The sequence below is a fragment of the Cellulomonas sp. Leaf334 genome, assembly GCF_001424195.1.
Taxonomy (GTDB): domain Bacteria; phylum Actinomycetota; class Actinomycetes; order Actinomycetales; family Cellulomonadaceae; genus Cellulomonas.
This window is the reverse complement of sequence record NZ_LMOO01000001.1, coordinates 1,142,925-1,165,553: the sequence shown is the minus strand read 5'-3', so window position 1 is coordinate 1,165,553 and position 22,629 is coordinate 1,142,925. Positions and strand designations below refer to the sequence as shown.

At 70.9% G+C, this 22,629-nt stretch carries 21 protein-coding genes; 12 read left to right on the top strand and 9 right to left on the bottom strand.

The window, feature by feature from the left end:
- Positions 1-8 precede the first annotated feature (8 nt).
- Positions 9-761, top strand: a complete 753-nt coding sequence (locus tag ASF78_RS05130) for a hypothetical protein (RefSeq protein ID WP_056585427.1) — start codon at positions 9-11, stop codon at positions 759-761.
- A gap of 51 nt (positions 762-812) precedes the next feature.
- On the opposite strand, the gene ASF78_RS05125 is transcribed toward ASF78_RS05130, so the two are convergent.
- From ASF78_RS05125 to ASF78_RS05110, 4 genes are all read right to left on the bottom strand, one after another.
- Positions 813-3,251, bottom strand: a complete 2,439-nt coding sequence (locus ASF78_RS05125; RefSeq protein WP_056585425.1) for a hypothetical protein — start codon at positions 3,249-3,251, stop codon at positions 813-815.
- Position 3,252: 1 nt separating this feature from the next.
- The gene (locus tag ASF78_RS05120; RefSeq protein ID WP_056588187.1) at positions 3,253-3,897 is read right to left on the bottom strand and encodes a hypothetical protein; all 645 of its coding nucleotides are present in this window, start codon (positions 3,895-3,897) and stop codon (positions 3,253-3,255) included.
- Positions 3,898-4,145: 248 nt separating this feature from the next.
- Positions 4,146-4,721 (bottom strand): NYN domain-containing protein, encoded by a 576-nt coding sequence (locus ASF78_RS05115; protein WP_056585423.1) that lies wholly within the window; start codon positions 4,719-4,721, stop codon positions 4,146-4,148.
- 69 nt (positions 4,722-4,790) lie between these two features.
- Complete coding sequence (locus tag ASF78_RS05110; RefSeq protein WP_056585421.1) at positions 4,791-6,272, bottom strand: endo-1,4-beta-xylanase; 1,482 nt, start codon at positions 6,270-6,272, stop codon at positions 4,791-4,793.
- Between the two features lie 189 nt (positions 6,273-6,461).
- On the opposite strand from ASF78_RS05110, the gene ASF78_RS05105 reads away from it, so the two are divergent.
- Entirely contained in the window at positions 6,462-6,941 is a 480-nt protein-coding gene (locus ASF78_RS05105; protein WP_056585419.1) for a MarR family winged helix-turn-helix transcriptional regulator, read from the top strand.
- Here ASF78_RS05105 and ASF78_RS05100 read toward each other — a convergent pair.
- Positions 6,930-7,790, bottom strand: coding sequence for a serine/threonine-protein kinase (locus ASF78_RS05100; RefSeq protein WP_056585417.1), 861 nt, complete (start codon positions 7,788-7,790; stop codon positions 6,930-6,932). The genes ASF78_RS05105 and ASF78_RS05100 overlap by 12 nt on opposite strands.
- A 167-nt stretch (positions 7,791-7,957) precedes the next feature.
- Between ASF78_RS05100 and ASF78_RS05095 the strand changes: the two genes are divergently transcribed.
- The 5 genes from ASF78_RS05095 (at position 7,958) to ASF78_RS05075 (ending at position 14,315) form a co-directional block, all read left to right on the top strand.
- Positions 7,958-8,974, top strand: a complete 1,017-nt coding sequence (locus ASF78_RS05095) for a LacI family DNA-binding transcriptional regulator (RefSeq protein WP_056585415.1) — start codon at positions 7,958-7,960, stop codon at positions 8,972-8,974.
- A 229-nt stretch (positions 8,975-9,203) separates the two neighbouring features.
- Positions 9,204-10,835, top strand: a complete 1,632-nt coding sequence (locus ASF78_RS05090) for a glycoside hydrolase family 13 protein (protein WP_056585413.1) — start codon at positions 9,204-9,206, stop codon at positions 10,833-10,835.
- Positions 10,836-10,937: 102 nt separating this feature from the next.
- Positions 10,938-12,311: an ABC transporter substrate-binding protein gene (locus tag ASF78_RS05085; protein ID WP_056585411.1), complete on the top strand. Its 1,374-nt coding sequence runs from the start codon at positions 10,938-10,940 to the stop codon at positions 12,309-12,311.
- Positions 12,312-12,390: 79 nt separating this feature from the next.
- The gene (locus tag ASF78_RS05080) at positions 12,391-13,317 is read left to right on the top strand and encodes a carbohydrate ABC transporter permease (protein WP_200940515.1); all 927 of its coding nucleotides are present in this window, start codon (positions 12,391-12,393) and stop codon (positions 13,315-13,317) included.
- The gene (locus ASF78_RS05075; RefSeq protein WP_056585408.1) at positions 13,314-14,315 is read left to right on the top strand and encodes a carbohydrate ABC transporter permease; all 1,002 of its coding nucleotides are present in this window, start codon (positions 13,314-13,316) and stop codon (positions 14,313-14,315) included. Before ASF78_RS05080 ends, ASF78_RS05075 begins: the two co-directional genes overlap by 4 nt.
- A gap of 115 nt (positions 14,316-14,430) precedes the next feature.
- Here ASF78_RS05075 and ASF78_RS05070 read toward each other — a convergent pair whose 3' ends face one another.
- From ASF78_RS05070 to ASF78_RS05060, 3 genes are all read right to left on the bottom strand, one after another.
- Positions 14,431-14,826: a hypothetical protein gene (locus ASF78_RS05070; RefSeq protein WP_156374043.1), complete on the bottom strand. Its 396-nt coding sequence runs from the start codon at positions 14,824-14,826 to the stop codon at positions 14,431-14,433.
- A gap of 152 nt (positions 14,827-14,978) precedes the next feature.
- Positions 14,979-16,919 carry a DUF6571 family protein gene (locus ASF78_RS05065; RefSeq protein ID WP_056585404.1) on the bottom strand — a complete coding sequence of 647 codons (1,941 nt, stop codon included), beginning with the start codon at positions 16,917-16,919 and terminating at the stop codon, positions 14,979-14,981.
- Complete coding sequence (locus tag ASF78_RS05060; RefSeq protein WP_056585402.1) at positions 16,904-17,263, bottom strand: hypothetical protein; 360 nt, start codon at positions 17,261-17,263, stop codon at positions 16,904-16,906. Before ASF78_RS05060 ends, ASF78_RS05065 begins: the two co-directional genes overlap by 16 nt.
- Positions 17,264-17,647: 384 nt before the next feature.
- Here ASF78_RS05060 and ASF78_RS05055 point away from each other — a divergent pair, with 384 nt between their 5' ends.
- The 5 genes from ASF78_RS05055 (at position 17,648) to ASF78_RS05035 (ending at position 21,569) form a co-directional block, all read left to right on the top strand.
- Entirely contained in the window at positions 17,648-18,100 is a 453-nt protein-coding gene (locus ASF78_RS05055; protein ID WP_156374042.1) for a hypothetical protein, read from the top strand.
- A 329-nt stretch (positions 18,101-18,429) separates the two neighbouring features.
- Positions 18,430-19,191 (top strand): hypothetical protein, encoded by a 762-nt coding sequence (locus ASF78_RS05050; protein ID WP_235518520.1) that lies wholly within the window; start codon positions 18,430-18,432, stop codon positions 19,189-19,191.
- Between the two features lie 162 nt (positions 19,192-19,353).
- Positions 19,354-20,481 carry a ferrochelatase gene (locus ASF78_RS05045; protein WP_156374114.1) on the top strand — a complete coding sequence of 376 codons (1,128 nt, stop codon included), beginning with the start codon at positions 19,354-19,356 and terminating at the stop codon, positions 20,479-20,481.
- A 26-nt stretch (positions 20,482-20,507) separates the two neighbouring features.
- A complete protein-coding gene (gene hemQ, locus ASF78_RS05040) occupies positions 20,508-21,200 on the top strand; it encodes a hydrogen peroxide-dependent heme synthase (RefSeq protein WP_056585394.1) in 693 nt (230 codons plus the stop codon).
- Between the two features lie 12 nt (positions 21,201-21,212).
- The gene (locus ASF78_RS05035; protein ID WP_056585392.1) at positions 21,213-21,569 is read left to right on the top strand and encodes an META domain-containing protein; all 357 of its coding nucleotides are present in this window, start codon (positions 21,213-21,215) and stop codon (positions 21,567-21,569) included.
- A 4-nt stretch (positions 21,570-21,573) separates the two neighbouring features.
- On the opposite strand, the gene ASF78_RS05030 is transcribed toward ASF78_RS05035, so the two are convergent.
- A complete protein-coding gene (locus ASF78_RS05030) occupies positions 21,574-22,626 on the bottom strand; it encodes an LLM class flavin-dependent oxidoreductase (RefSeq protein ID WP_056585390.1) in 1,053 nt (350 codons plus the stop codon).
- Positions 22,627-22,629: the final 3 nt, after the last annotated feature.

Genomic DNA, 22,629 nt, shown 5'->3' with positions numbered 1-22,629 from the left:
AACGGGGGATGCCCAGCGCCGTGCGTCTCCTGCTCCCCGCCCTCGCCGTCCTCTCCCTCGCCGCGTGCACGTCCTCCGGGGGAACGGACGACACCCCGGAGCCGACCTCCTCGGAGGCGGCACCCGCCGGCATCTCCGCCTCGCTCGTCCCCGCCGACACCCCGACCTGCCTGCCCGAAGGCACCGCCACGGTCACGACCGGCCCGCAGGACGACCCGACGCTTGTGTCGTTCACCGGGTCCGGGACCAAGGGCGTGCTCCTCGCCCCGCAGAACCAGGGCGACGCGTGCCAGTGGGCAGCGGAGCTCGCACGGCTGGCGGGGGAGGGGTACCTCGTCGCCTCGTTCGGCTGGGCCGCCGACGGTGCGTCATCGTTCATCGGTGCGGTCGACGTCCTGCGCGGCCTCGGCGCCACGGACGTCGCCCTCGTCGGCGCCTCCAAGGGCGGCGCGTACGCGGCGGCGTTCGCGGACGACGTCGACGCGGTCTCGGTGGTCGCGCTCGGGCCGCCCGCGGTCTTCGACGGCCAGGACGCGAACTCGGAGGCGAGCACCTACACGGGTCCGCTGCTCGTCATCGCCACGACCGACGACGCGAGCGTCGGCATCGACTCCTCCCGGGACGTCTCCCGCCCCGACGACCCGAGCACGTTCATGGAGCTCAGCGGGAGCGCGCACGGGGTGGGGCTGTTCGCGTCCGAGCACAAGGCGCACGTCGAGGAAGCGATCGACGAGGCGCTCGCCGCCGGCTTCGGCTCCTGACAGCCCGAAGGCGTGCGACCCGCGGACGGGTCACACGCCTTCGGTGTCCGGTCAGACGAAGCGTCGCCGCGCGAGCGTCGCCAGGCCGATCCCTCCGGCGAACAGGACGATCGCCAGGATGAGGCGTCCCACCGAGCTGGCCCCGGTGCCGTCGACCCCGGCGATCTCGATCGAGTAGGCCGTGGCTCCCGTCGCACCCTCCGGCGCGCCGTACGCCATGCCCTCGGTCTGCGCCCGCTCGGCACCGGCGCTCAGCACCGCGTACTTCACGCCGAAGTCCTCCGCGGTGCCCTGCCCGCTGACGACCACCTGCGACGTGCCCTCGTCGGACAGCTGCTGCGTCCCGTCGACGAGCTTGGGCGCACCCTCCGAGGCGGTGACGAGGCCCTCGGAGAGCTGCGTGGAGCCGTCGGCGGCGGCCTCGATGCCGTCGGCGAGCTCGTCGGAGCCCTCGGCTGCCGTCTCGATGCCGTCGGACAGCGTGGTCGAACCTGCCGCCGCGTCCTGCAGACCGGCGGCAAGAGCCGCAGAGCCGGTCGCGGCCGTGGTCAGACCCGTGGACAGCGACCCAGCACCGGCGTTCAGCCTCGTCGCACCGGCGCTGAGCTGTCCGAGGCCGGAGCCGAGCGCCCCGCCACCAGCGCGCAGCTCCTTGACGCCGGCCTGCAGGGAGTGGATGCCACCGCGCGCCGTCAGGTCGGCCTTGGTGTCGTCGGCGTCTCCCATGCCGGCCCTGACCTGGTTGATCCCGCCTAGGAGCAACCCGACCCCGGCCTCGATGCTTCCCACTCCCTCGAGCACGCCCGGCACGACATTGCCCGAACTGTCCTTCGGGCAACCCGCTCGGGCGCCGCTCACTCCGCACTCGACCTGGGCCAGGCCGCCTGCCACGACTCCCAAGTTGTCCGCGAGCGTCGCGTTGCCCGCGCTGATCTCTGCCAGCTTGTCGATCTTGGCGCTCAGGGTTGCCAGCTCGGTGGCGTAGGCCAGCTGTGCGGCGGGGTCAGGATCGACGGACGCCTTGAGCTTGTCGAGCTCAGTCACGCTCGCGTCGAGCGAGGTGCCCAGGCCGGTGGCGTTCAGCGAGAGCTGGGTGGATCCGGCTGCAGCGGTCGCGGCGCCCACCCGGAGCTGCTCAAGGGTTCCGAGGAGCGTTCCCGTTGTCGTGATGCTGCCGATCCTGGCCTTCAGCGTGGCGATGCCCGTGGTGAGTGCCGGCGCACTGTTCGACATGTCGGTGAGTCCGCCGTACATCGTGGTGAGGCCTGCTTCGACGGTGGTGAGCCCGGCGTCGACGTCCGTCAGTCCGGTGATCAGCGCGGGTGCCTTCTTGACGGCGTCGGCCAGACCCGTGTCGAGCTGGCTCGCACCCAGGGCGAGGGCGGCTGCTCCGGGCGCCGCATCCTTGGTCAGGCCGGCTGCGAGCTGCTGGGCGCCAGGGGCGAGCTTGTCGTTGAGGCCCGCAGCCAGCTTCTCGGCACCGGGCGCAGCCTTGTCGTTCAGGCCGGCTGCGAGCTGTGCCGCCCCGGGCGCAGCCGAGTCGTTGAGTCCGTCGGAGAGCGTCGCCGCGCCGTCGCGGAGCTGGAGCAGCCCCGCGAGGAGCTGCGCCGCGCCGTCGTGGAGCTGGAGGACTGACTCGTCGATCTTCGTCGCACCGGCTGTGAGGTCCACGCCCTTCTGCGCGCCGGCCTGGTAGCTGGCGGCGCCGCCCTTGAACGAGGGGTACTCGAGGGGCGAGACGGGCATGGACGTCAGGGTGGCCTTCGGGATGACCGCGTGGCTGACCTCGGCGGTGTAGCCGAACTCGGCGGTCGCGGACCCGATGGGCGGGAACAGGGTCATCTGGAACTGCATGCGCGTGCCGCCGCGGCCGTCGCCGGCCATGCCGGCCTCGTCGGACTGCACGTCGGTGAACGTGGAGGGCAGGACGGTGACCAGCTGGCCGATCATCGGGATCACGGTCTCGGCGGAGGCAGTGGCCATCGTGCCGGTGCCGTCGTCGTAGGTGACGTCCTGGGTCTTGCCGGTGACGTTGGTGACCTTGTAATGCACGCCGAGGGTGCCGGCCTTGCCGACGACCGCGCCGGGCTGCACCGTCTCCCCGTCGAACGTGTAGGTGACCTCGACGGTGAGCGGGAGGTCCTTGTCGTAGTCGCTCAGGGAGCGTTCGCGCCGCTCGCCGTCGACGGAGAGGGTGCTGACCAGCTTGCCGTCGACGACCTTGTAGCCGCCGAAGCCGTCGAGGTTGCGCAGTCCCTCGGTGGAGACGGGGTTCGCGATGGTCGCGGTGCCGTGGCCGGTCAGGGCGAGCTGCTCGTACACGCGGGCCCCCTGGAACGACCCGGTGGCGGACAGGCGGGCCTGGACGGTCTCGGTGTTGGAGACGGTGACGTCACCCGAGTCGGCGGCGAGCGCGGGGGAGCCCCCGGCGGCGACGACGAGGGGGACGAGGATGACGGCCGCTACCGCGGTGGTGGTCGTGCGTCGCACGTCAGGCCTCCGGCTGGGGGTCGAGGGGACGGGTGGCGGGCAGGCCGCGCCGCGGGGCGGCGTACGGGCGGGCGGGGGCGTGGTTGTCGGCGCCCTCGTACTCGCCGACGGGCGGGTCGACCGGCGCGAAGAGGGGTGACTCGGCGGCCCGCTCCTCCTCGCGGTCCTGCATCACGACGACGCCGAGCACCGACGTGGCCAGGAACCCGGCTCCGGCGGCGAGCAGGATCGACGTCGCGGTGGTGGCCGACGAGGTGAGGAACGCGGACGGGTCGGCGGCGTACGTGGCCTCGTAGGCGCCGGCCATGGCGGCGGCACCGAGCAGCGCGGACCACAGCGGGAGCCGGCCGCGCGTGAGGCCGGCGACGGCGAGGCAGACCAGCACGACGACGAGCACCGCAATGGCGCGGCCGGCGGCGGCGTCGGGCAGGACCGCGGCGCGGAGGGCGTACCCGAGCCACGCGGCGACGAAGCCGACCGCGAAGCCGGCGGCACGCTGCGCGGGCGACCGGTCGGGCACGAGGCCCAGGGCGCCGCCGAGCGCGGCGCCGAGCAGGGCGACCCCTTGCAGCTCGGGTCCGGAGAACAGGACGATCGCCGTCGTCAGGAGCGCGAGGACGAGCCCCGCCAGGATGTGACGCTTCATGACCACCTCGTCGTGGTGACTGGTCCGGACGGGTGAGCGTCCGGGCAGTGCGGCTGGTGAGTGGCACACCCGAGAGGCTGCTGACCTGCACCGTCGCCGTTGACGGAGCAGGTCAGCAGCCTTCTCGGGCGGGACCAGCGCACTGTCTACCAGCGCACGAAGCATCTGAGCCACGCGGTACTAGGTAAAACCGCACCGGTAGCAGATACATCGTTATCCCGCCGTGACCTGCGTCCTGCGGCAGGGCCTCAGAGGTAGCGCAACGGGTCGAACTCGTCGAGCGGGATGATCCGCAGGCGAGGCAGCTGCACGTTGAACGCCGCGACGTCGCCCTCGAGGTCGAACGTCTCCAGCCCCTTCGCGACGAGGGCCGACAGCTGGGTGCTCGTGAACTCGCGGAACGCCAGGAGGCCGACGCGCCGGTCCTCGTCGTCGACGAGCGTCTCGAGCTCCGGCGCGAAGTCGCCGTCGTGGCTGGCGAGCAGGACGTCGCCTCCGCGGCCCGCGATCGCGTCGAGCGTGCGCTTGATGCCGATGTCGACGACCTTCTCGTACGACTCGCCCGACAGCGGGATCGGCTGGAAGCCGATGGCCAGCAGCGCCTGCACGAACGACATCGGCAGCGTGCCGCTGGAGGCGTTGAGGAAGAACAGCGCCTTGACGGGCTGGTTCCAGGTCTGCTGCGCGAACGTGAGCACGCGTTCCCAGCGTGGGCGCTGCTCCGGGGTGGGGCGGCCGCCGAGGATGGACGAGCCGAGGGTCGCGTCGATGTTCTCCCCGTCGACCAGGAGGTACGTGGTGCGCGGTGCCGCCTCGGTCGTCATCGCGCCAGCGTATCCGCAGGTGACGCAACCCGGCCCGGGACCCCGTGCGGGTCCCGGGCCGGGTGCGTGTCAGGCGACCGAGCAGACCGTGCCGTTGAGGCTGAACGAGCTCGGCGCGGTGTTGGTGCCGCTGTGCGAGCCGTTGAAGCCGAACTGCGTGCTGCCGCCTGCCGGGATCGAGCCGTTCCAGGCCGCGTTCTTCACGGTGACGGCGGAGCCGGACTGCGTGGTGACCGAGCTCCACGCCTGGGTGACCGACTGGCCCGACGGGAAGCTGAACGTGAGCGTCCAGCCGTTGAGGGCGCTCGACGACGTGTTCTTCACGGTGACGTTCGCGGTGAAGCCGGTGTTCCACTGGTTGACGCCGTAGGACACCTGGCAGCCGGCCGACGGCGGGGGCGTGGTGACGGGGGGCGTGGTCACCGGGGGTGTCGTGACCGGGGGCGTGGTGACCGGCGGGGTCGTCACCGGCGGGGTCGTCGGCGTGATGCCGCCGAACGCGGACGCGATCGCGTCGTACGCCGGCTTCTTGTTGTAGTTGTCGTCCCAGACGAGCGCCGCGCCCTGGCCGGAGAACACCCCGGGCACCCAGGAGTACTTGTCGGTGATGCCCCAGATGGTCACGCCCTGGCAGCGGGTGACCGCGTTGCAGATCTGGAAGACCTTCTTGTAGTCGGCCGCCTGGGTGGCCAGCTTGGAGGAGTCGGACGGCATCGTCATCCGGATGTCGAGCTCGGTGATCCGCACGTCCACGCCGAGGTCGGCGAAGCGCTGCAGGTTCTGCTGCATGGACGACGGGACCTGTCCGATGATCAGGTGCGACTGGAAGCCGACGCAGTCGATCGGCACGCCGCGGGCCTTGAAGTCCCGGACCAGGTTGTAGATCGCGGTGCTCTTGGAGTTGATCGCGTCGGTGTTGTAGTCGTTGATGCACAGCTTGGCGGTCGGGTCCGCGGCACGTGCCGTCCGGAACGCCGTCTCGATGTACCCGTCGCCGATCTTCTGCTGCAGCGCGGAGTCGGTGCGGCGCTCGCCGTTCTCACCGAACGCCTCGTTGACCACGTCCCACGACGCGACCTTGCCCTTGAAGTGCGTCGCGACGTTGGTGACGTGGTTCCTCATCGCCGAGTCGAGGGCCGACCCGGACAGGCTGTTGGTCCAGCTCGGCATCTGCGAGTGCCACACCAGCGTGTGGCCGTAGAGCTCCTTGCCGGTGCTGGCGGCGTAGTTGGCCACCTGGTCGCCCTGGCCGTAGCTGAACGAGTTCTGCGACGGCTCGGTCGCGTCCCACTTCATCGCGTTCTCCGCGACGACGAGGTTGAACTCGCTGTCGGCGATGGACTTGTAGGCGGACTCGGACAGTCGGTTGGGGTCCAGCGCGAAGCCGATGTCCTTGCCGGCGGCCGTCGCCAGGTCCTTGAGCGACGACGCCGCCTGGGCGGGGATCGCGACGGCGGCGGCGCCGACGACGATCGTGGCGGCGAGCGCGACCGCGGTGGTGCGCAGCGCAGCGCGGCGGCTGGATGGTGCTGGGGGGCGGGTGACGGACATGGGGTTCCTCCTCGTTGAGCCAGGTGCCGGATCGCACAGTGGTCGTGGGAGGTCGCCGCCGCGAGGGACCGAAACATTTCAGGCTCGGCCGCACGACACTTTCGATAGCGCGGGCCTGGAACACCCGGGATGGCCAGCCGGTTGTAGCGATGGTCGATACGTATGCATGAACAAGGGGAGTGTGGGTCCATGACCGACGGCGCGCGGGAGCTGCCCGGGACGCGGGAGGCCGCGGACGCGTGGGAGTCGCTCTTCCGTGCGCAGGTGGCGCTCATGCGGCGCTTCCAGCGCGACGACGTGTGGGGTGACCTGAGCATCCGCGAGTACGACGTCCTGTTCACCCTGTCCGGCTGCCCGGACGGGACCGCGCGGCTGCGCGACCTGGGCGAGAACAGCCTGCTGACGCAACCGAGCCTGTCCCGCATGGTCGAGCGCCTCGAGGTGGCCGGCCTGGTGCGGCGCGGGACGGTCGAGGGGGACGCGCGAGGTGTGGCGGTCTCTCTGACCGCGGAGGGCTGGCGGGTGCAGCGGGAGATCGGCAGGCGGCACGTGCGGACGATCCGGCGCCTCGTCGGCGGTGCGCTGGACGCGCAGGAGCTGGCGACGCTCCGGGCGCTCACCGACAAGCTGCGGGCAGCCCAGCCGGGGATCCCGGACTCAGACGCGTAGCGCCCGCAGCTCCGCGGCGACGACGGCGGGGGCCGGACGCGCGGACGGATCCTCGGCGGTCATCGCCAGCAGGAGCCGACCCCAGTCCCGGCCGAACCTCGCGGGGACCTCGACGGGCTCGAGGAGCCGTGCGAGCGAGCTCGTCAGCGGGTCCCCCGGGTAGGCCCGCACCCCCGTCAGGCACTCGAGCAGCACCAGGCCGAGCGAGTAGACGTCGCTCGCCGGACCCGCGGGGTGCCCGAGCGCCTGCTCCGGGCTCTGGTACCCGGCCGTGCCCGAGGTGCCGCGCGGCGCCTCCGGGGCGCTCGCCGTCGTCACCGCGATGCCGAAGTCGGCGAGCACCACGGGCATCCACGGCGCGTCCAGACGTCCGCTGGCGGACCGGTCGGCGGCGACCAGGACGTTGGACGGCTTGACGTCGCGGTGCACCACGCCGGCACCGTGGGCGTGGGCGAGCGCGAGCGCGAGCTGCCGGCCGACGTCGGCCGTGACCGACGGGGTGAGCGGACCGTCGGCGATCGTGTCGCGGAGCGTCCGACCGTCGACCAGCTCCATGACGAGGAACGCCACCGGGCCACCGTCGGGCAGGACGTCGGCGCCGACGTCGAGCAGCGCGACGAGGCTCGGGTGCGTGAGCGAGGACAGGACGCGGGCCTCGTGCGCGTACCGCCGGATGTCCTGCGGGGTGGCGGCCCCGATCGAGAAGAGCTTGAGCGCGACCGCACGCTGCAGGCGGACGTCCGTGGCCCGGAAGACCTCGCCCGACCCACCCCGCCCGAGCTGCTGCTCCAGCTGGTACCGGCGGCCCAGGGCTGAGCGCTCCGGGGTGCGGGACTCGGTCGGGGGCACGGGAGTCCTGTCTGTGCGGAGGCAGCGGGCGCTACGACGGTAGAAGCCTGCGGGCACGACCGCACCTCGGGGCCCGCCCGGGTACGGCGAACGGGTGACGCCTCCGCGTGAAAATGCTTGCAGCGTCCTGCAAGCCACTTGCAGTGCTGAGCAGTACGCTGACTCCCATGTCCAGGCGACTCGCAGAGGTAGCACGCAAGGTCGGTGTCTCGGAGGCCACCGTGAGCCGGGTGCTCAACGGCAAGCCCGGCGTCGCCGAGTCGACGCGCGAGGCGGTGCTGACGGCGCTCGACGTGCTCGGCTACGAGCGGCCGACCAAGCTGCGCGGTGAACGCGCCCGGCTGGTCGGCCTCGTGCTGCCCGAGCTCCAGAACCCGATCTTCCCCGCGTTCGCGGAGGTCGTCGGCGGCGCCCTGGCGCAGCAGGGCTTCACCCCGGTCCTGTGCACGCAGACCGCCGGCGGCGTCTCCGAGGCGGACTACGTCGAGCTCCTGCTCGGGCAGCAGGTCTCGGGCATCGTCTTCGCGGGCGGCCACTACGCGCAGCGGGACGCGACGCACGGTCACTACGAGCGGCTCGCCGGGCGCAACCTGCCGGTCGTGCTCATCAACGCCTCGATCGAGGAGCTGCCCTTCCCGCGGGTGTCCTGCGACGACGAGGTCGCCATCGAGCAGGCGATCGGACACCTGGCCTCGCTCGGCCACACCACGATCGGCCTGGTCCTCGGGCCGGTCGACCACGTCCCGTCCGAGCGCAAGCTCCGCGCGGCGCAGGCCATCATGCAGCGCCTCGGGCTGGAGCTGGGGGAGCGTCAGGTGGTCCGCAGCGCGTACTCGCTCGAGAGCGGGCAGGCCGCGGGGAACCGGCTCCTGAAGGAGGGTGTCACGGGCATCGTGTGCGCGAGCGACCCCCTGGCGCTCGGAGTGATCCGGGCGGCTCGGCGGGCCGGCCTGCGGGTGCCGGACGACATCTCGGTCGTCGGCTACGACGACTCCGCGTTCATGAGCTGCACCGAACCACCGCTGACGACGGTCCGGCAGCCGATCGAGCCGATGGGTCGTGCGGCGATCGACCTGCTGGTCAGCCAGATCCACGGCGCTGTCGTGCCCCAGGACGAGCTGCTGTTCGAGCCGGAGCTCGTCGTGCGCGGCTCCACCGGCCCTGCGCCGACGCCCGCCGGCTGATCCTCGTCGCCTCCCAGGCCCCGCACCACCGATGACGGTGGTGCGGGGCCTGTGTCGTGTCTAGGCCGCTGAACGGTCACGCTTCGATAACTACTCTGTCGGGTTCTTGCGTTGATCCAGTCGCTTCCTTTAGCGTCTGGATCGCGACGCCGACGTCTTGCAGGGCGTCGCCGCGTGACAGCGAGCACACCCGGCCCCGGCGACGTGGCCCACGAGAGACGAGACGCGAGTGACGCAGGCGCAGCCCGGGACCGACCCGCAGTGGTGGCGCGGCGCGGTGATCTACCAGGTCTACCCGCGCAGCTTCGCGGACGGGAACGGCGACGGGACCGGTGACCTGGCGGGCCTGCGCTCACGGCTGCCGTACCTGCGCGACCTCGGTGTCGACGCGATCTGGGTGACTCCCTGGTACGTCTCCCCGCTCGCGGACGGCGGGTACGACGTCGCGGACTACCGGGCCATCGACCCGGCGTTCGGCACGCTCGAGGAGGCCGAGCTGCTCATCTCCGAGGCGCTCGACGTCGGTATCCGGACGATCATCGACGTGGTCCCCAACCACGTCTCGGACCAGCACGAGTGGTTCCAGGCGGCCCTCGCCGCCGGCCCCGGCTCCCCGGAGCGGGACCGGTTCTGGTTCCACCCCGGCAAGGGCGAGCACGGCGAGCAGATCCCGACCGGCTGGGTGTCGGACTTCCAGGGCAGCACCTGGACGCGGACCACCAACCCGGACGGCACCCCCGGGGAGTGGTACCTGCACCTGTTCGCCCCGCAGCAGCCCGACGTCAACTGGTCGCACCCGGACGTCGTCGCCGAGTTCGAGTCCGTGCTCCGGTTCTGGTTCGACCGTGGCGTCGCCGGCATCCGGATCGACTCGGCCGCGCTGCTGGTCAAGGACGCGACGCTGCCGGAGGTCCCGGCGCACGCCGGACCGGGGGAGCACCCCCACGTCGACCGCGACGAGCTGCACGACGTGTACCGCGGCTGGCGCGCCGTCGCGGACTCCTACGAGGGCACGCGCGTCCTCGTCGGCGAGGTCTGGCTGCAGGACAAGGCCCGCTTCGCGCAGTACCTGCGTCCCGACGAGATGCACACGGCGTTCAACTTCGACTTCATGGCGCGGCCGTGGGACGCCAAGCAGCTGCGGGAGTCCATCGACATCACGCTCGCCGCCCACGGACCCGTCGGAGCACCCGCCACCTGGGTGCTGTCCAACCACGACGTCACGCGCCCGGTCACCCGGTACGGCCGCGAGGACACGTCCTTCGCGTTCACCAGCAAGCGCTTCGGCACCCCGACCGACCTTGCCCTCGGCCTGCGACGGGCGCGGGCTGCGGCCCTGCTCACCGGGGCGCTGCCGGGCTCGCTGTACATCTACCAGGGCGACGAGCTCGGCCTGCCGGAGGTCGAGGACCTGCCGCTCGACCTCCTGCAGGACCCGATGCACTTCCGGTCCGAGGGCGTCGACCCCGGTCGAGACGGGTGCCGGGTGCCGCTGCCCTGGTCCGGCACGACCGCGCCGTACGGGTTCGGGAAGGGCGGGTCGTGGCTCCCGCAGCCGGCCGGCTGGGCGGAGCTGACCGTCACCGCCCAGCAGGCCGACCCGGACTCCACGCTGCGCCTCTACCGCGACCTCCTGGCGATCCGTCGGGCCGAGCCCACCCTGGGCGACGGGCCGATGACGTGGATCGACAGCTCCGACGACGTGCTCGCGTTCGCCCGTGGCGACCTCGTGTGCGTCGTCAACCTGGGCGACGAGCCCGCGACCCTGCCCACCCACACCGACGTCCTGCTCTCGAGCGCCCCGCTCGAGGCAGGCCTGCTGCCGCGCGACACCGCCGCGTGGCTGCGCACCCCCGCCTGACTGGCACCCAACCACTGCACCATCCCGACTGCACCATCCACCTGCAGCACCCGATCGCGACCTGGCACCCCGTCCGGCGCGTTCCCTCACGAAGGAGTGACGATGAGGTCCTCACGCACCACCGCGCTCGCCATGGCCGGTGTGCTCTCGCTCGGCCTGCTGGCCGCGTGCAGCACGGACGACGAGCCGTCGGGCGAGGAGTCCGACGGCAAGGTCACCATCACGGTCGCCGGACTCCAGCCCGGCGCCGAGACGGAAGCCGTCGACGCGCTGAACGCGCGCGTCGCGGAGTTCGAGGAGGCGAACCCGGACATCGACGTGGAGCCCGAGGAGTACAACTGGCTCGCGTCGACGTTCTCCGCGCAGCTGGCCGGAGGCACGCTGCCGAATGTGTTCGAGATCCCGCTGACCGACGCCAAGACGCTCATCGAGAACGGCCAGCTGGCCGACATCTCCGCGGAGTTCGACTCCCTGTCCTTCGCCGACGACTTCAACGAGAACCTGCTCGAGTCCGGGACGGGCTCGGACGGCAAGGTGTACGCGATCCCCGCCAAGTCCATCTACGGCGTCGCGCTGCACTACAACCGGAACCTGTTCGAGCAGGCCGGTCTCGACCCCGACCAGCCGCCGACGACGTGGGACGAGGTCCGCGAGTACGCCAAGACCATCCACGACGCCACGGGGGTCGCGGGCTACGCGACGATGGCGCTCGACAACGCCGGCGGCTGGCAGCTGGCCGCCGCGGCGAACTCGCGCGGCGGCGTCATCCAGGAGCAGGACGGCGACGAGTACGTCGCCACGCTGGACGACCCGGCCGTCAAGGACCACCTGCAGTGGCTGCACGACCTGCGCTTCACGGACAACTCGATCCTGCCGCGCACCGACCTCGGCTGGGGTGAGATCAACGAGGCGTTCGCCGGCGGCCAGCTCGCCATGTACACGTCCGGCTCGGACGTCTACAACGCGCTCGTCGAGAACAACGGCATGACCGAGGACTGGGGCTACGGCCTCACGGCCATCCCGTCGTCGAACGGTGGCGGTGCGCTGACCGGTGGGACGCTCGCCGCGGTGACCCAGGAGTCGACCGACGCGCAGAAGGACGCAGCGGTCAAGTGGATCGACTTCTGGTACCTGTCCAAGATGCTCGACCAGGACCAGGCCGTGGCCGACGCCCAGCTCCGCAACGAGAACGGCCAGGCCGTGGGCACCCCGGTGCTGCCGATCTTCAGCGAGGAGCAGTACGCGACGTCGCTGGAGTGGGTCAAGGACTACGTCAACGTCCCGCTCGACAACATGAAGGGCTACACGGACGTGATGTTCACGCAGCCCAGCATCGGTGAGATCAGCGCGTCCACCCAGGACACCTACGCGCTGCTCTTCCCGATCGTCCAGGCTGTCCTCACCGACCAGAACGCCGACATCGACGCCCTGCTCGAGACCGCGAACACCCAGGGTCAGGCGCTGCTCGACCAGTAGGAACCGCGGTGCCCGGCCGGGGAGCGTCCCGGCCGGGCACCGTCGCTCGACCGTCCGCACCCCCGGAGGAAGGCCCTAGATGACCACGGACGACGTCGTCCTGCGCAGACACCGCCGCACCCCGCTCACCTGGGTGCGCGGGGGCGGGCTGAGCGCGCTCGTGTTCGCCCTGCCCCTGCTCCTGATCTTCGGCGTGTTCTCGTGGCTGCCGATCGTCCGCGCGGTCGTGATGAGCTTCCAGAAGACGAACCTCATCACGACGTCGTGGGTGGGCCTGCAGAACTTCCAGAACGTCTTCGCAGACCCCCTGCTACCCGTCGCGACGCGCAACACCCTCTGGTTCGCGCTGCTCGCGCTCGTGTTCGGCTACCCCATCCCGCTCGTCGCCGCCGTGCTTATGCGCGAGGTCCGCCGGGCGAAGGGCCTCTACTCGGCGCTCGCCTACCTGCCGGTCGTCGTGCCACCCGTCGTGGCGGTCCTGCTGTGGAAGTTCTTCTACGACCCCCGGCCCGAGGGCGTGTTCAACACGATCCTCGGCTGGGTCGGCATCCCACCCCAACCGTGGCTGCAGAGCATGACGATGGCGATGCCCTCGCTCGTCCTCGAAGCCACGTGGGCCGCGGCCGGTGGCACCGTGATCATCTACCTCGCCGCACTCACGGCGGTCCCGCCCGAGCTGTACGACGCGGCCGAGGTCGACGGCGCCGGTGTCCGGCGCAAGGTCTGGCACGTCCTGGTGCCCCAGCTGCGCGGGGTCCTGTTCATCACGCTGATCCTGCAGGTCATCGGGACCGCGCAGGTCTTCCTCGAGCCCTACCTGTTCACCGGCGGCGGCCCGGCCAACGCGACCGTCACGATCCTGCTGCTCATCTACCGCTACGCGTTCGGCAACAGCCTCGGCGGCAACTACGGGGAAGCCACGGCCCTCAGCCTGCTCCTCGCCGTGTTCCTCGCCGTCATGTCCCTCGTGTACTTCCGTCTGACCCGCCGTTGGAGCACCTCGTGACGACGACCTCGCCCCTCGGGCCCGCCAGCCCGCCGACCGTGCTCGACGCCGCTCCCAGCGAGGCCCCGGCAACGCGCGATGCCGTCACCCGCGTACGCCGGAAGGCCCGGTCCGACGACGGTGACGACCGCAGCGCGGTCTCCGTCTCCGACTGGCGCCGCCCCTCCGTGAAGTGGTCCCTCGGCACATCGCACTGGCTGCTGCTGGTCCTGCTCGTCGTCTGGTGCGTCGGCCCGCTCCTGCTGCTCGCCAAGTTCGCCGTCACGCCCACGCAGGACATCCTGCGCACCCCGATGGCGATCTTCCCCAACGGCATCGCCTGGTCGAACCTCAGCGAGGCGTGGAACGACGTCCAGGTCAGCAAGTACTTCGTCAACACCATCGTGCTCGCCGCCGGCGCCTGGTTCAGCCAGATCCTCGTCGCGACGACCGGCGGCTACCTGCTCTCCGTGCTGCGACCTCGCTACGCCCGCGCGCTGCAGGCAGCCGTCCTGGCCACGCTGTTCGTCCCCGCGGTCGTGCTCCTCGTGCCGCTCTACCTGACCGTCCTAGACACCCCGGTCTTCCACACGTCCCTGGTCAACTCGTTCTGGGGCGTCTGGCTCCCCGCCGGCGCCAGCGCGTTCAACGTGGTGCTCGTCCAGCGGTTCTTCGACAACCTCCCGCGCGAGGTATTCGAGGCCGCCCGCGTCGACGGCGCCGGGCCCTACCGCTTGTTCTGGTCGATCGTGCTGCCCATGAGCAAGCCGATCCTCGGCGTCGTCTCGATCTTCGCCGTCATCGCGTCCTGGAAGGACTTCCTCTGGCCGCTCCTGGTCCTGCGCAACCCCGACCTGCAGCCCCTGTCCGTCCGGCTGCCGTCCATCGAGGCGACCACCGACAAGGGCGTCCTCATGGCCGCCCTGGCCATCTCCACCCTGATCCCGATCGTCCTGTTCCTCGTCTTCCAACGCATGTTCCTGCGCGGCGCCGGACTGGGGGGAGCGGTCAAGGGCTGAGCATCGGAACTCTCGCAGAGCCGAAACACGCAAAGGACCCGAAGGGTAAGCGCACCGGCCAATCTGCAGCCCGCTCGCGCGTGGATGGGCAGACCCCGCCTGCGCCTAAGGGTTCCTACGGTGATGTGTCGGCGGACGGCACCGGTTCTCCGTCGCATGCCCACGGCAAGATGGACACCAGCAGGTTGCGGGTGTCGTCGACAAGATTCCGTCCGTCGACATCGACCAGGCCTGGCCGCACGATGACCATGGTGCTCTCGCAGACCCACCACGCGACGGCGCCGTCCTCGCGTTCTTTGACGAACCCGCTGCCTGGGGCGGGGGAGATGACTTCCTCTGCGCCCTCGAGCCCGCCGACTGCGGCAGCGATCTCATCCCCGCCGCTCCGGCCCCTCGTGCTGTCCCAGGTCACGGTCATCGAGCTCCCGCCTCCGCGCGCGCCGTGGATGGTGCACACCATCGTCGAGCCCTCCCACCCGCCACCCTGGTCGACCGCGATCGGCCCGCCCATGAGGAGCTCGACCGAGGTGCGCGGCACACCGTCGCACGCCCATGGCGGCTCGGCGGTTGTCGGTACAGGGCTCGTGTCCGGGGTGGTGCAGGACGTCAGAGCCACAGTCAGGGCGACGCCAACCAGTGCCGTGGCGGCTAGTGAGTCCCTCATCACTTGATGTCTCCGTGCCCGCGATCGTAGCCGGTGCCTAGGTTGACGACGATGTCGGTTTCAACGAAGTTCTGGAGCCCTTGGCTAGGTGCCCACTCGGCGAATCTCTCCATCACCTCCGGCTGGTTGAGAGTGCCTCGGTCGAATCGGCGATGGGTGTTCCAGGGGTAGACGGCGGGGTCAATCCCGTCACCGTGCGGCAGTTGCTTGCCGGCTTCGATGAGCGAGACCCCTACGGCGACCTGGATCTCGCGCTGCAGGATGAACTCCGCGGTCGCCGATTCGTCCTTGACGCGGGCTGCGGCGTCGGGCCATGTCGAGTCGCCGCCCGCAGATGCGTGGTCGAGCACGCTGCCCGCGACCCAGGTGAGCGCCTGACCCCCAGGGGGCAACATTCCGGCCAGGTCCTTTGCGAAGCCGACGAACGCGCGCACGCTCTCGACCTGTTCTCCCGTCTGGGCTTCCTTGCCGGCGTTCATCGCTCCCAGCAGATACCCGTTGAGCGTTGCGACGTCCTTCGTTGCATCGAGGAACGCTCCAGTGCCATCAGATGCGTACTGGTCGTCAACCCCCCGAGCACTGTCGGCCAGGCGTGCGCCGGTGTAGCCGTTCACGGCTCGGCGCACGTGGGTGAGAGCTGTCTCGTGGGTCAGAACGGCGCCGAGCACGGATCGCAGGCGCGCGTTCTCGAAGTTCGCGCTGGCGGGCGGAGACGTTGCAGCAATGTCGTCGAGCGGCGCCCACGTCCCTAGCGCTCCTTCGCCGAGCTTTGCAGTGCGCTCGATGCTGGCTACGTGGTGCGCGAGCAGGTGCCCCAACGAGTCTTTCCCCGCCTCGCCGATGTACGGACGCTCGCCGAAGTACCAGACGGTGGCCGATGCGACCCACGCCGCGTCGCGTGCACGGGGGTCGCCCACGGTGTGGAAGGTCGTGGCGGCGCTGTCCACCGCTGCGGCGATGGCGTCGAAGTCGTCGCCGTGCCAAGGGCGGTCCCGCAGGTAGTGGACGAACCTGGCGTCGCGTTCGGGGCCGGAGAAGAACGCCAGTGCCTGGTCCGGGTCGTTCGCCAGGGCTGTCATCAGCGAGGTCACCGGGTCCCAGGTCGCGATCGCCGCATCCGCGGGATAGAGGCGTGCCCAGGCGTCCACTCCGAGTGGGTCGACCGTCCAGCGGCCGTCCGAGACCGGCGCGGAGCGTTCGGCGGTGTCGAGGAACTCGGCGGTCGTCGACAAGAACGTCGAGGAGTACGTCGAGTCATGCAGCAGGTAGGCCAGCGCCGACGAGAAGTGCGACGCGCTGGTCGGCGAGATCTCGTGGTCGGTGGCCGCGTCGACGAGCAGCCCTGCGAACCGTCGCCGATGCTCGTCGTTCCACTCGCCGTCGGCGGCGTGCAAGCCGCGCTTGAGGTCCTCCAGCACGGCCAGCGTCCCGTCGGTCGGCGAGAGCGCCGCGCGCTTCATCACCTCGAGGAGATCGTGTGCTCCGAGCTCCTCGTAGAACGCCGCCATGGCGACACCGTCGTCGGCGTAGCCGGCCAGTCGGGTCACGAGCTCCTGCACCGCGGCGGTCGAGCCGGTGTCCAGCGATCCGACGGCCCTTGCCAGGTGTGATCCGATAGCACGTCGGACCTGGTACATCGAGTCGCCGTCGGGCATCTCGATGGTCACCATGCCTCCGGAGGGCCGGCCTAGGCTCACCTCGTCGACCAGCTCGATGAGGTCGATCCGGGTGCACAGCTCGCGCCGCAGCCGGACGACTTCGTCCAGCTGCTCCGCCAGGACCAGGTCGGTGCGTGAGGTCGGCAGCATCGCCCAGTTCGCCGCGCCTCTTGCCCTCGGCCATCCCTCGCGGGCGTCCTCGACGAACCGATCCATCCGGGCGGCGGCATCGCGCATCGCCTGGGCGTCCATCGACACCACGGCCATCAGCGGCTGCCCCACCGCGCGTGCTGGGCAAGTCGGGCGCCATCCGTCTTCCAGGCCTCGTGCGGTCGGTTGGCGACGTCGATCAGGTCGTCCTCGGCTCGGACCTGCTCCTCGGTGGCCAGGTGCAGCTCCAGCACTGCAGCCCGCCACGTCGAGTCTGCGACGTTCAGTGACTCCAGGAACGGGCGACATGCCTGACCGGACCAGAACGATGCGACCTGCACACGGACGTGTCGCAGTGGGCTCCCGTCCCAGCTCCGCGTCTCTGTGAGCAGCTCATCCAGACGGTCCCTGGCGCGGGCCAGCAGGATCTTGTGACCGTTGTCGCGCAGGTCCGGCGCTGCAGGCTCCCAGCTCATGGTCCGATCACCTCCTGTCCGATTCGTCCGGGTGGACCTTAGCGGAGTCAGAATCGGCCGCGGGGGAGTTATCCACACAAAGACACGGTCACGTGCGAGCGGGACGCGGCCCGGGGTCCAGTCCTGTGGACAACGGCGTTCGTTCGTGGACAGACCCGTGCACGATGGGCTGCTTCGCTACCGTCACCGGACAAACCGGACCAGCAGGGGGCCCACCGCATGCGACCGACCGTCCGCACGACCGCCGCACTCGGCTGCGCCGCCGTGCTCCTGCTCGCCGGGTGCACGAGCGAGGCACCCGCGCCGACGACCGCTCCCACCAGCGCCGCGTCGACTGCGGCGCCTACCCCGACACCGACTCCGACCCCCACCGCGACCGGGCCGATGGACCGGTCCGACGCCGCGCTCGGGATCCAGTTCGAGAACCTGCCCGACGTCACCGGGGACGCCCGAGCCGCCCTGGACCTGTACACGCTGTTCGAGGTCGAGTTCTGGCGCTCCACGACCGAAGGCGCGGTCTCGGACCTGATTCCTGCGGTCGCCAACCCTGCGGTCGTTGGAGTCGTCCAGACCCAGGTCGACGGCAACGCCAGCCGCAATCTGAAGATCAGTGGTCAGACCGGGGTGCGGATCCTTGACGTCGTGGCTGACGCGGCAAGCGCGACCATCACGACGTGCCAGGATCCGACGGCCGCGCTGGTGACATATGAGGACGGCAGCGTCGTCTCTGCAGGGGAAGCGGGCGCGTCGGCCCTGAAGGTCGTCGCAGGCTTACGCAAAGAGCCGGATCTGCCCTGGCAGGTGGTGACCGTCGAGAACTCAGGCGAACCGTGCTGACCGCCCGTCGTCGGGTGGTCGTAGTAGCGATCGTCGTCTCGTTGGGAGGGCTTGCTGCACCACCGACGAGCGCAATGCCCACAGCTTCGTTGCTGGAGTCGACATCGCCGGCGTCGCGCGAGGCGCCGTGCGTGACCGTGGTTTGTGGGGACACCAGGGATGCCGGTGACGAACCGAGCGCGAGCGGAGATGTGCACGCGGCTGCCGATGGTGAGCGCGTGAGTGTGGAGCTGTCGGGTACGGGTATCCGGGGTGGGGAGTCGGGGGCCTCGGGTCGGCGCACGGTGGTGGTGCCTCCGGCGTGTTTCTATCGGGGGTTCTTGTCGGGCGTGGAGTACGCGCAGGCGTGGGCGGCTGGTGGGCGGTTCAGCTCGTTGGTGCGCCGGTTGCCGGAGGAGGACCAGTTCGAGGCGTTCCCGGACTATCTGGTGAAGGCGGCTGGTCCGGCGGGGCACTGGTTCTACCCGACGTGTGTGCTGGACCGGTTCCCCAGCGCGGAGGCCTATCAGGCGGGGTATCGGGCGTTCAGGGCGTTGCATGACGTGGTGTTCGTGCTGGACGGTGAGCCGGCACCGGCCGGGCAGGTGATCCCTGCGGAGTCGTTGGCGCAGCTGGCGTATGAGGAGACGGACCTGCCGGCGGGGGTGGTGCAGTGGAACCCGCGCCTGGCCGGTACGGGGGCGACCCTGGTGGGGGTGGACACGTGGGTGTGGGTGGACAACCCGGTGCTGCAGGTGGAGGTCACGGCGCAGATCCCGGGGTTGTCGGCGACGGTGACGTCGGTGTTCGACCGGCTGCGGGTCGAGGCCGAGGGTGCCGATGCGGTGACCTGTCAGGGGACGCCGGGCACCGCGTGGGTGGAGGGTGCCACCACCAACTGTGCGGTGGTGTTCATGCGGTCGACCGCGAACCAGGACGTCAAGGACGGGCAGAGCCTGCCGACGGTGACGTTGACCGCGACCTCGCGGTGGCAGGCGTCCTGGACATCGAGCGCGACACCGGGGGTGAACACCGTGATGGACGATCCGCAGACCGTCGTCTACACCGCGGAGATCCCCGTCGCCGAGATCCAGACCCTCGTCACCACCTGACTTTCTGACACCGCGTCTCGACAATCTCACGGCCCACCCCGGCCGCTCGCCGCGAGCGTGTCGGGTGCCCGGTGCGATGATCGTGCGGTGGCCCCCGACACTGCCGTGAGCACCTCGCTGTCCTCGACCGACCTGAGCCCCGTCGCCCCCTACGACGCGCTGATGCTCTTCTCGTTCGGAGGGCCGAACGGTCCTGATGACGTCCTGCCGTTCCTGCGGAACGTGACCGCCGGGAAGAACATCCCCGACGAGCGGCTCGCGGTCGTCGCGGAGCACTACCACCACTTCGGCGGCGCGAGCCCGATCAACGGGCAGAACCTGGCGCTGCAGAAGGCGCTCGTCGACGAGCTCGCGCGTCGGGGCATCGACCTGCCGGTGGTGTGGGGGAACCGCAACTGGGAGCCGTACACGACGGACGCCCTGTCGGCTGCGTACTCGGACGGTGCTCGACGGATGGTCGCGCTGGTGACCAGCGCGTACTCGTCGTACTCGGGCTGCCGGCAGTACCGGGAGAACCTGTGGGCGTCGCTCGACGAGCTCGGCGCTACCGTCGGGCTCGGCGAGGGTGAGCACCCGGTGGCCGTCGACAAGGTGCGGTCGTACTTCAACCACCCGGGCTTCGTGCAGGCGAACGTCGACGCGGTAACGGAGGCGTTCGAGTCCATAGACCGCGACGCCCGGCTCGTCTTCGTCACCCATTCGATCCCCGACACGATGGAGGAGGCCTCGATGGTCTCCGGTGCGTCGTACAGCGCGCAGCACCTCGACGTCGCTGCCACGGTCGCGGCGGCCGTCGAGGAGCGTCTCGGCAGGCCTGTGACGTGGGACCTCGCGTACTGCTCGCGCTCGGGCCCGCCCAGCCAGCCGTGGCTGGAGCCGGACGTCAACGACCACCTGACCGCGCTGGCGGCTGACGGGGTGCAGGCGGTGGTCCTGTCGCCGATCGGGTTCATCTCCGACCACATGGAGGTCGCGTTCGACCTCGACACGGAGGCGCTGGAGACGGCGTCGGAGCTCGGCCTCGTGGCCGTGCGCGCCGGCACCGTCGGGACGCGTGAGCCGTTCGTGCGCGGGCTCGTCGACCTGGTGCTGGAGCGGGCGGCCCTGGCTCGGGCGCTCGACGCCGGCCTCGGCGCGCCCGTGATGGAGCCGGGGCAGACCCCCGTGCCGGAGGCCTCCGTCGGCGAGCTGCCGCCTTTCCGATCCGTCTGCCGGCCGGGCTGCTGCCAGATGCGCGCCGAGTCGCCCACCGGCATCCCCGCCGCCTGCTCGACCGACCCCTGGTCCTGAACCTTCCCGACAACGGAGCACCCGCGATGACGCACGACGCCGAGACCCTCAACGCCACCGTCCGGTACACGATGTGGACCGTGTTCGCCCTCGAAGAGGTGCTGCCCGAGGACGACGACGAGCGCGCCGAGCTCATCGCCGCGGCCCAGGCGGCAGTCGCGGACGACGGACTGGTCATCCGTGGCTGGTACGACGTCGCGGGGCTGCGGGCCGACGCGGACCTCATGGTCTGGTGGCACGCCGAGACGATCGAGGAGGTGCAGGGCGCGTACCAGCGGCTGCGCGCCAGCGACCTCGGCCGGCACCTGCTGCCCGTGTGGTCCGTGGTGGGCCTGCACCGGCCGGCGGAGTTCAACCGCTCGCACGTCCCGGCGTTCCTCGCGGGGGAGCCGGCCGGCGACTACATGACGGTGTACCCGTTCGTGCGGTCGTACGACTGGTACGTGCTGCCCGAGGACGACCGTCGCCGGATGCTCGTCGAGCACGGTCAGGCGGCCCGCGGGTACGCCGACGTGCGTGCCAACACCGTCTCGGCGTTCGCGCTCGGCGACTACGAGTGGATCCTCGCGTTCGAGGCCCAGGAGCTGCACCGGATCGTCGACCTGATGCGGGACCTGCGCGCCACCGACGCCCGCCTGCACGTGCGCGAGGAGGTGCCGTTCTACACCGGCCCGCGCGTGAGCCTGGAGACCTGGGCGGACCGCCAGCCCCGCGGATGACATGATCGACTGATGGTCGATCTGGCGGGGACGTGGCGGTTCACGGCGCTCGAGGGTGCCGACATCGACGGGGCGCAGCGTGCGACCCCGTTCCTGACGTTCGACGGCGACGGCCAGGTGTTCGGGCTCGCCGGCGTCAACCGGGTGCGTGGCACGTGGCGGCTGGACGGTCAGACGCTGACGTTCGGCCCTGTCGTGTCCACGCTCATGGCCGGACCGCCGGACGCGATGACCCGAGAGCAGCAGGTGCTGCGCCTGCTGGGGGAGCCTTCGACGGTCTCGGCACCTGATGGCGACACGCTGGAGCTCACCGGCATCCTGCACGCGCGCCTCGTCCGCGACCCGCACGCCGGGGACGAGCCGACGTAGCCCCTCAGGCGGCGACGGCCTCTGACGGCCACCGCGCGGCGATCTGCTCCAGGGTGTGGACCCGGGTCGCCAGGTCGAACGCCGTGCCGGTGATCATGAGCTCGTCGGCCCCCGTCCGCTCGATCAGCGCGGCGAGCTCATCGACGGCGCGGTCCGCGGTCGTGGCGATCTGGGTTCCGGGCACGCGCGCGAAGAAGTCGGCGGCCGCGGCGGGGTCGAGCGCGCCGAGCTCGCGGGCGGCGTCCTCGGGGGACACGATCGGCCCGAGCGGGCGGCCGGTCCGCAGCGACAGCGCCATCACTCTGCTGGGTCCCGCCAGGTAGTGCGCCTCGTCGTCGGAGTCCGCGACGAGCACCGAGGCCGACACCATCAGGTGCGGGGCGTCGAGGACCGGTGACGGCCGGAAGGCGCGGCGGTAGGCGTCGGCGGCCTGGAGGGTCTGACCGGTGTTGAAGTGGTGCGCGTAGCTGAACGGCAGGCCCAGCGAGCCGGCCAGCTCGGCACTGAACGTGCTGGAGCCCAGCAGCCACACCTGCGGCGACGACGTGGCGACCGGCGTGGCGGACAGCCGGGACGCCCGCAACGACCCGGCCCGGCCGGGGAGCTTCTGGCCGAGCAGCGCCAGCACGTCGATGACCTCCGCAGGGAAGTCCTCCGCGCCCAGGCCCTCCACGGTGCGTCGGAGCGCCGCCGCGGTCATGGGGTCCGCACCGGGCGCCCGGCCGATCCCCAGGTCGATGCGGCCGGGGTGCAGCGCCTCGAGCATCGCGAACTGCTCGGCGACGACCAGCGTCGGGTGGTTGGGGAGCATGACGCCGCCGGAGCCGAGCCGGATGCGGTCCGTCGACGCGGCCAGGTGCGCCAGCAGGACACCGGGCGACGTCGAGGCGACCGCGGGCATCGCGTGGTGCTCGGCCACCCAGTAGCGCGCGTAGCCGGCGGCCTCGGCGACGCGAGCCAGCGCGGTCGTCGCAGCGAGGGCGTCACCGGAGGTCTGCCCGACGGCGACGGGGGAGGTGTCGAGCACGGACAGGGGCACAGGGTTACGACGGGTCACCCC

What these genes read in the sequence shown, in the direction of transcription:
- ASF78_RS05130 (WP_056585427.1), top strand. Translation starts at nt 9, where the DNA reads ATGCCCAGCGCCGTGCGTCTCCTGCTCCCCGCCCTCGCCGTCCTCTCC.
- ASF78_RS05120 (WP_056588187.1), bottom strand. Translation starts at nt 3,897, where the DNA reads ATGAAGCGTCACATCCTGGCGGGGCTCGTCCTCGCGCTCCTGACGACG.
- ASF78_RS05115 (WP_056585423.1), bottom strand. Translation starts at nt 4,721, where the DNA reads ATGACGACCGAGGCGGCACCGCGCACCACGTACCTCCTGGTCGACGGG.
- ASF78_RS05110 (WP_056585421.1), bottom strand. Translation starts at nt 6,272, where the DNA reads ATGTCCGTCACCCGCCCCCCAGCACCATCCAGCCGCCGCGCTGCGCTG.
- ASF78_RS05105 (WP_056585419.1), top strand. Translation starts at nt 6,462, where the DNA reads ATGACCGACGGCGCGCGGGAGCTGCCCGGGACGCGGGAGGCCGCGGAC.
- ASF78_RS05095 (WP_056585415.1), top strand. Translation starts at nt 7,958, where the DNA reads ATGTCCAGGCGACTCGCAGAGGTAGCACGCAAGGTCGGTGTCTCGGAG.
- ASF78_RS05085 (WP_056585411.1), top strand. Translation starts at nt 10,938, where the DNA reads ATGAGGTCCTCACGCACCACCGCGCTCGCCATGGCCGGTGTGCTCTCG.
- ASF78_RS05080 (WP_200940515.1), top strand. Translation starts at nt 12,391, where the DNA reads ATGACCACGGACGACGTCGTCCTGCGCAGACACCGCCGCACCCCGCTC.
- ASF78_RS05070 (WP_156374043.1), bottom strand. Translation starts at nt 14,826, where the DNA reads ATGGGCGGGCCGATCGCGGTCGACCAGGGTGGCGGGTGGGAGGGCTCG.
- ASF78_RS05060 (WP_056585402.1), bottom strand. Translation starts at nt 17,263, where the DNA reads ATGAGCTGGGAGCCTGCAGCGCCGGACCTGCGCGACAACGGTCACAAG.
- ASF78_RS05055 (WP_156374042.1), top strand. Translation starts at nt 17,648, where the DNA reads ATGGACCGGTCCGACGCCGCGCTCGGGATCCAGTTCGAGAACCTGCCC.
- ASF78_RS05045 (WP_156374114.1), top strand. Translation starts at nt 19,354, where the DNA reads ATGCTCTTCTCGTTCGGAGGGCCGAACGGTCCTGATGACGTCCTGCCG.
- hemQ (WP_056585394.1), top strand. Translation starts at nt 20,508, where the DNA reads ATGACGCACGACGCCGAGACCCTCAACGCCACCGTCCGGTACACGATG.
- ASF78_RS05035 (WP_056585392.1), top strand. Translation starts at nt 21,213, where the DNA reads ATGGTCGATCTGGCGGGGACGTGGCGGTTCACGGCGCTCGAGGGTGCC.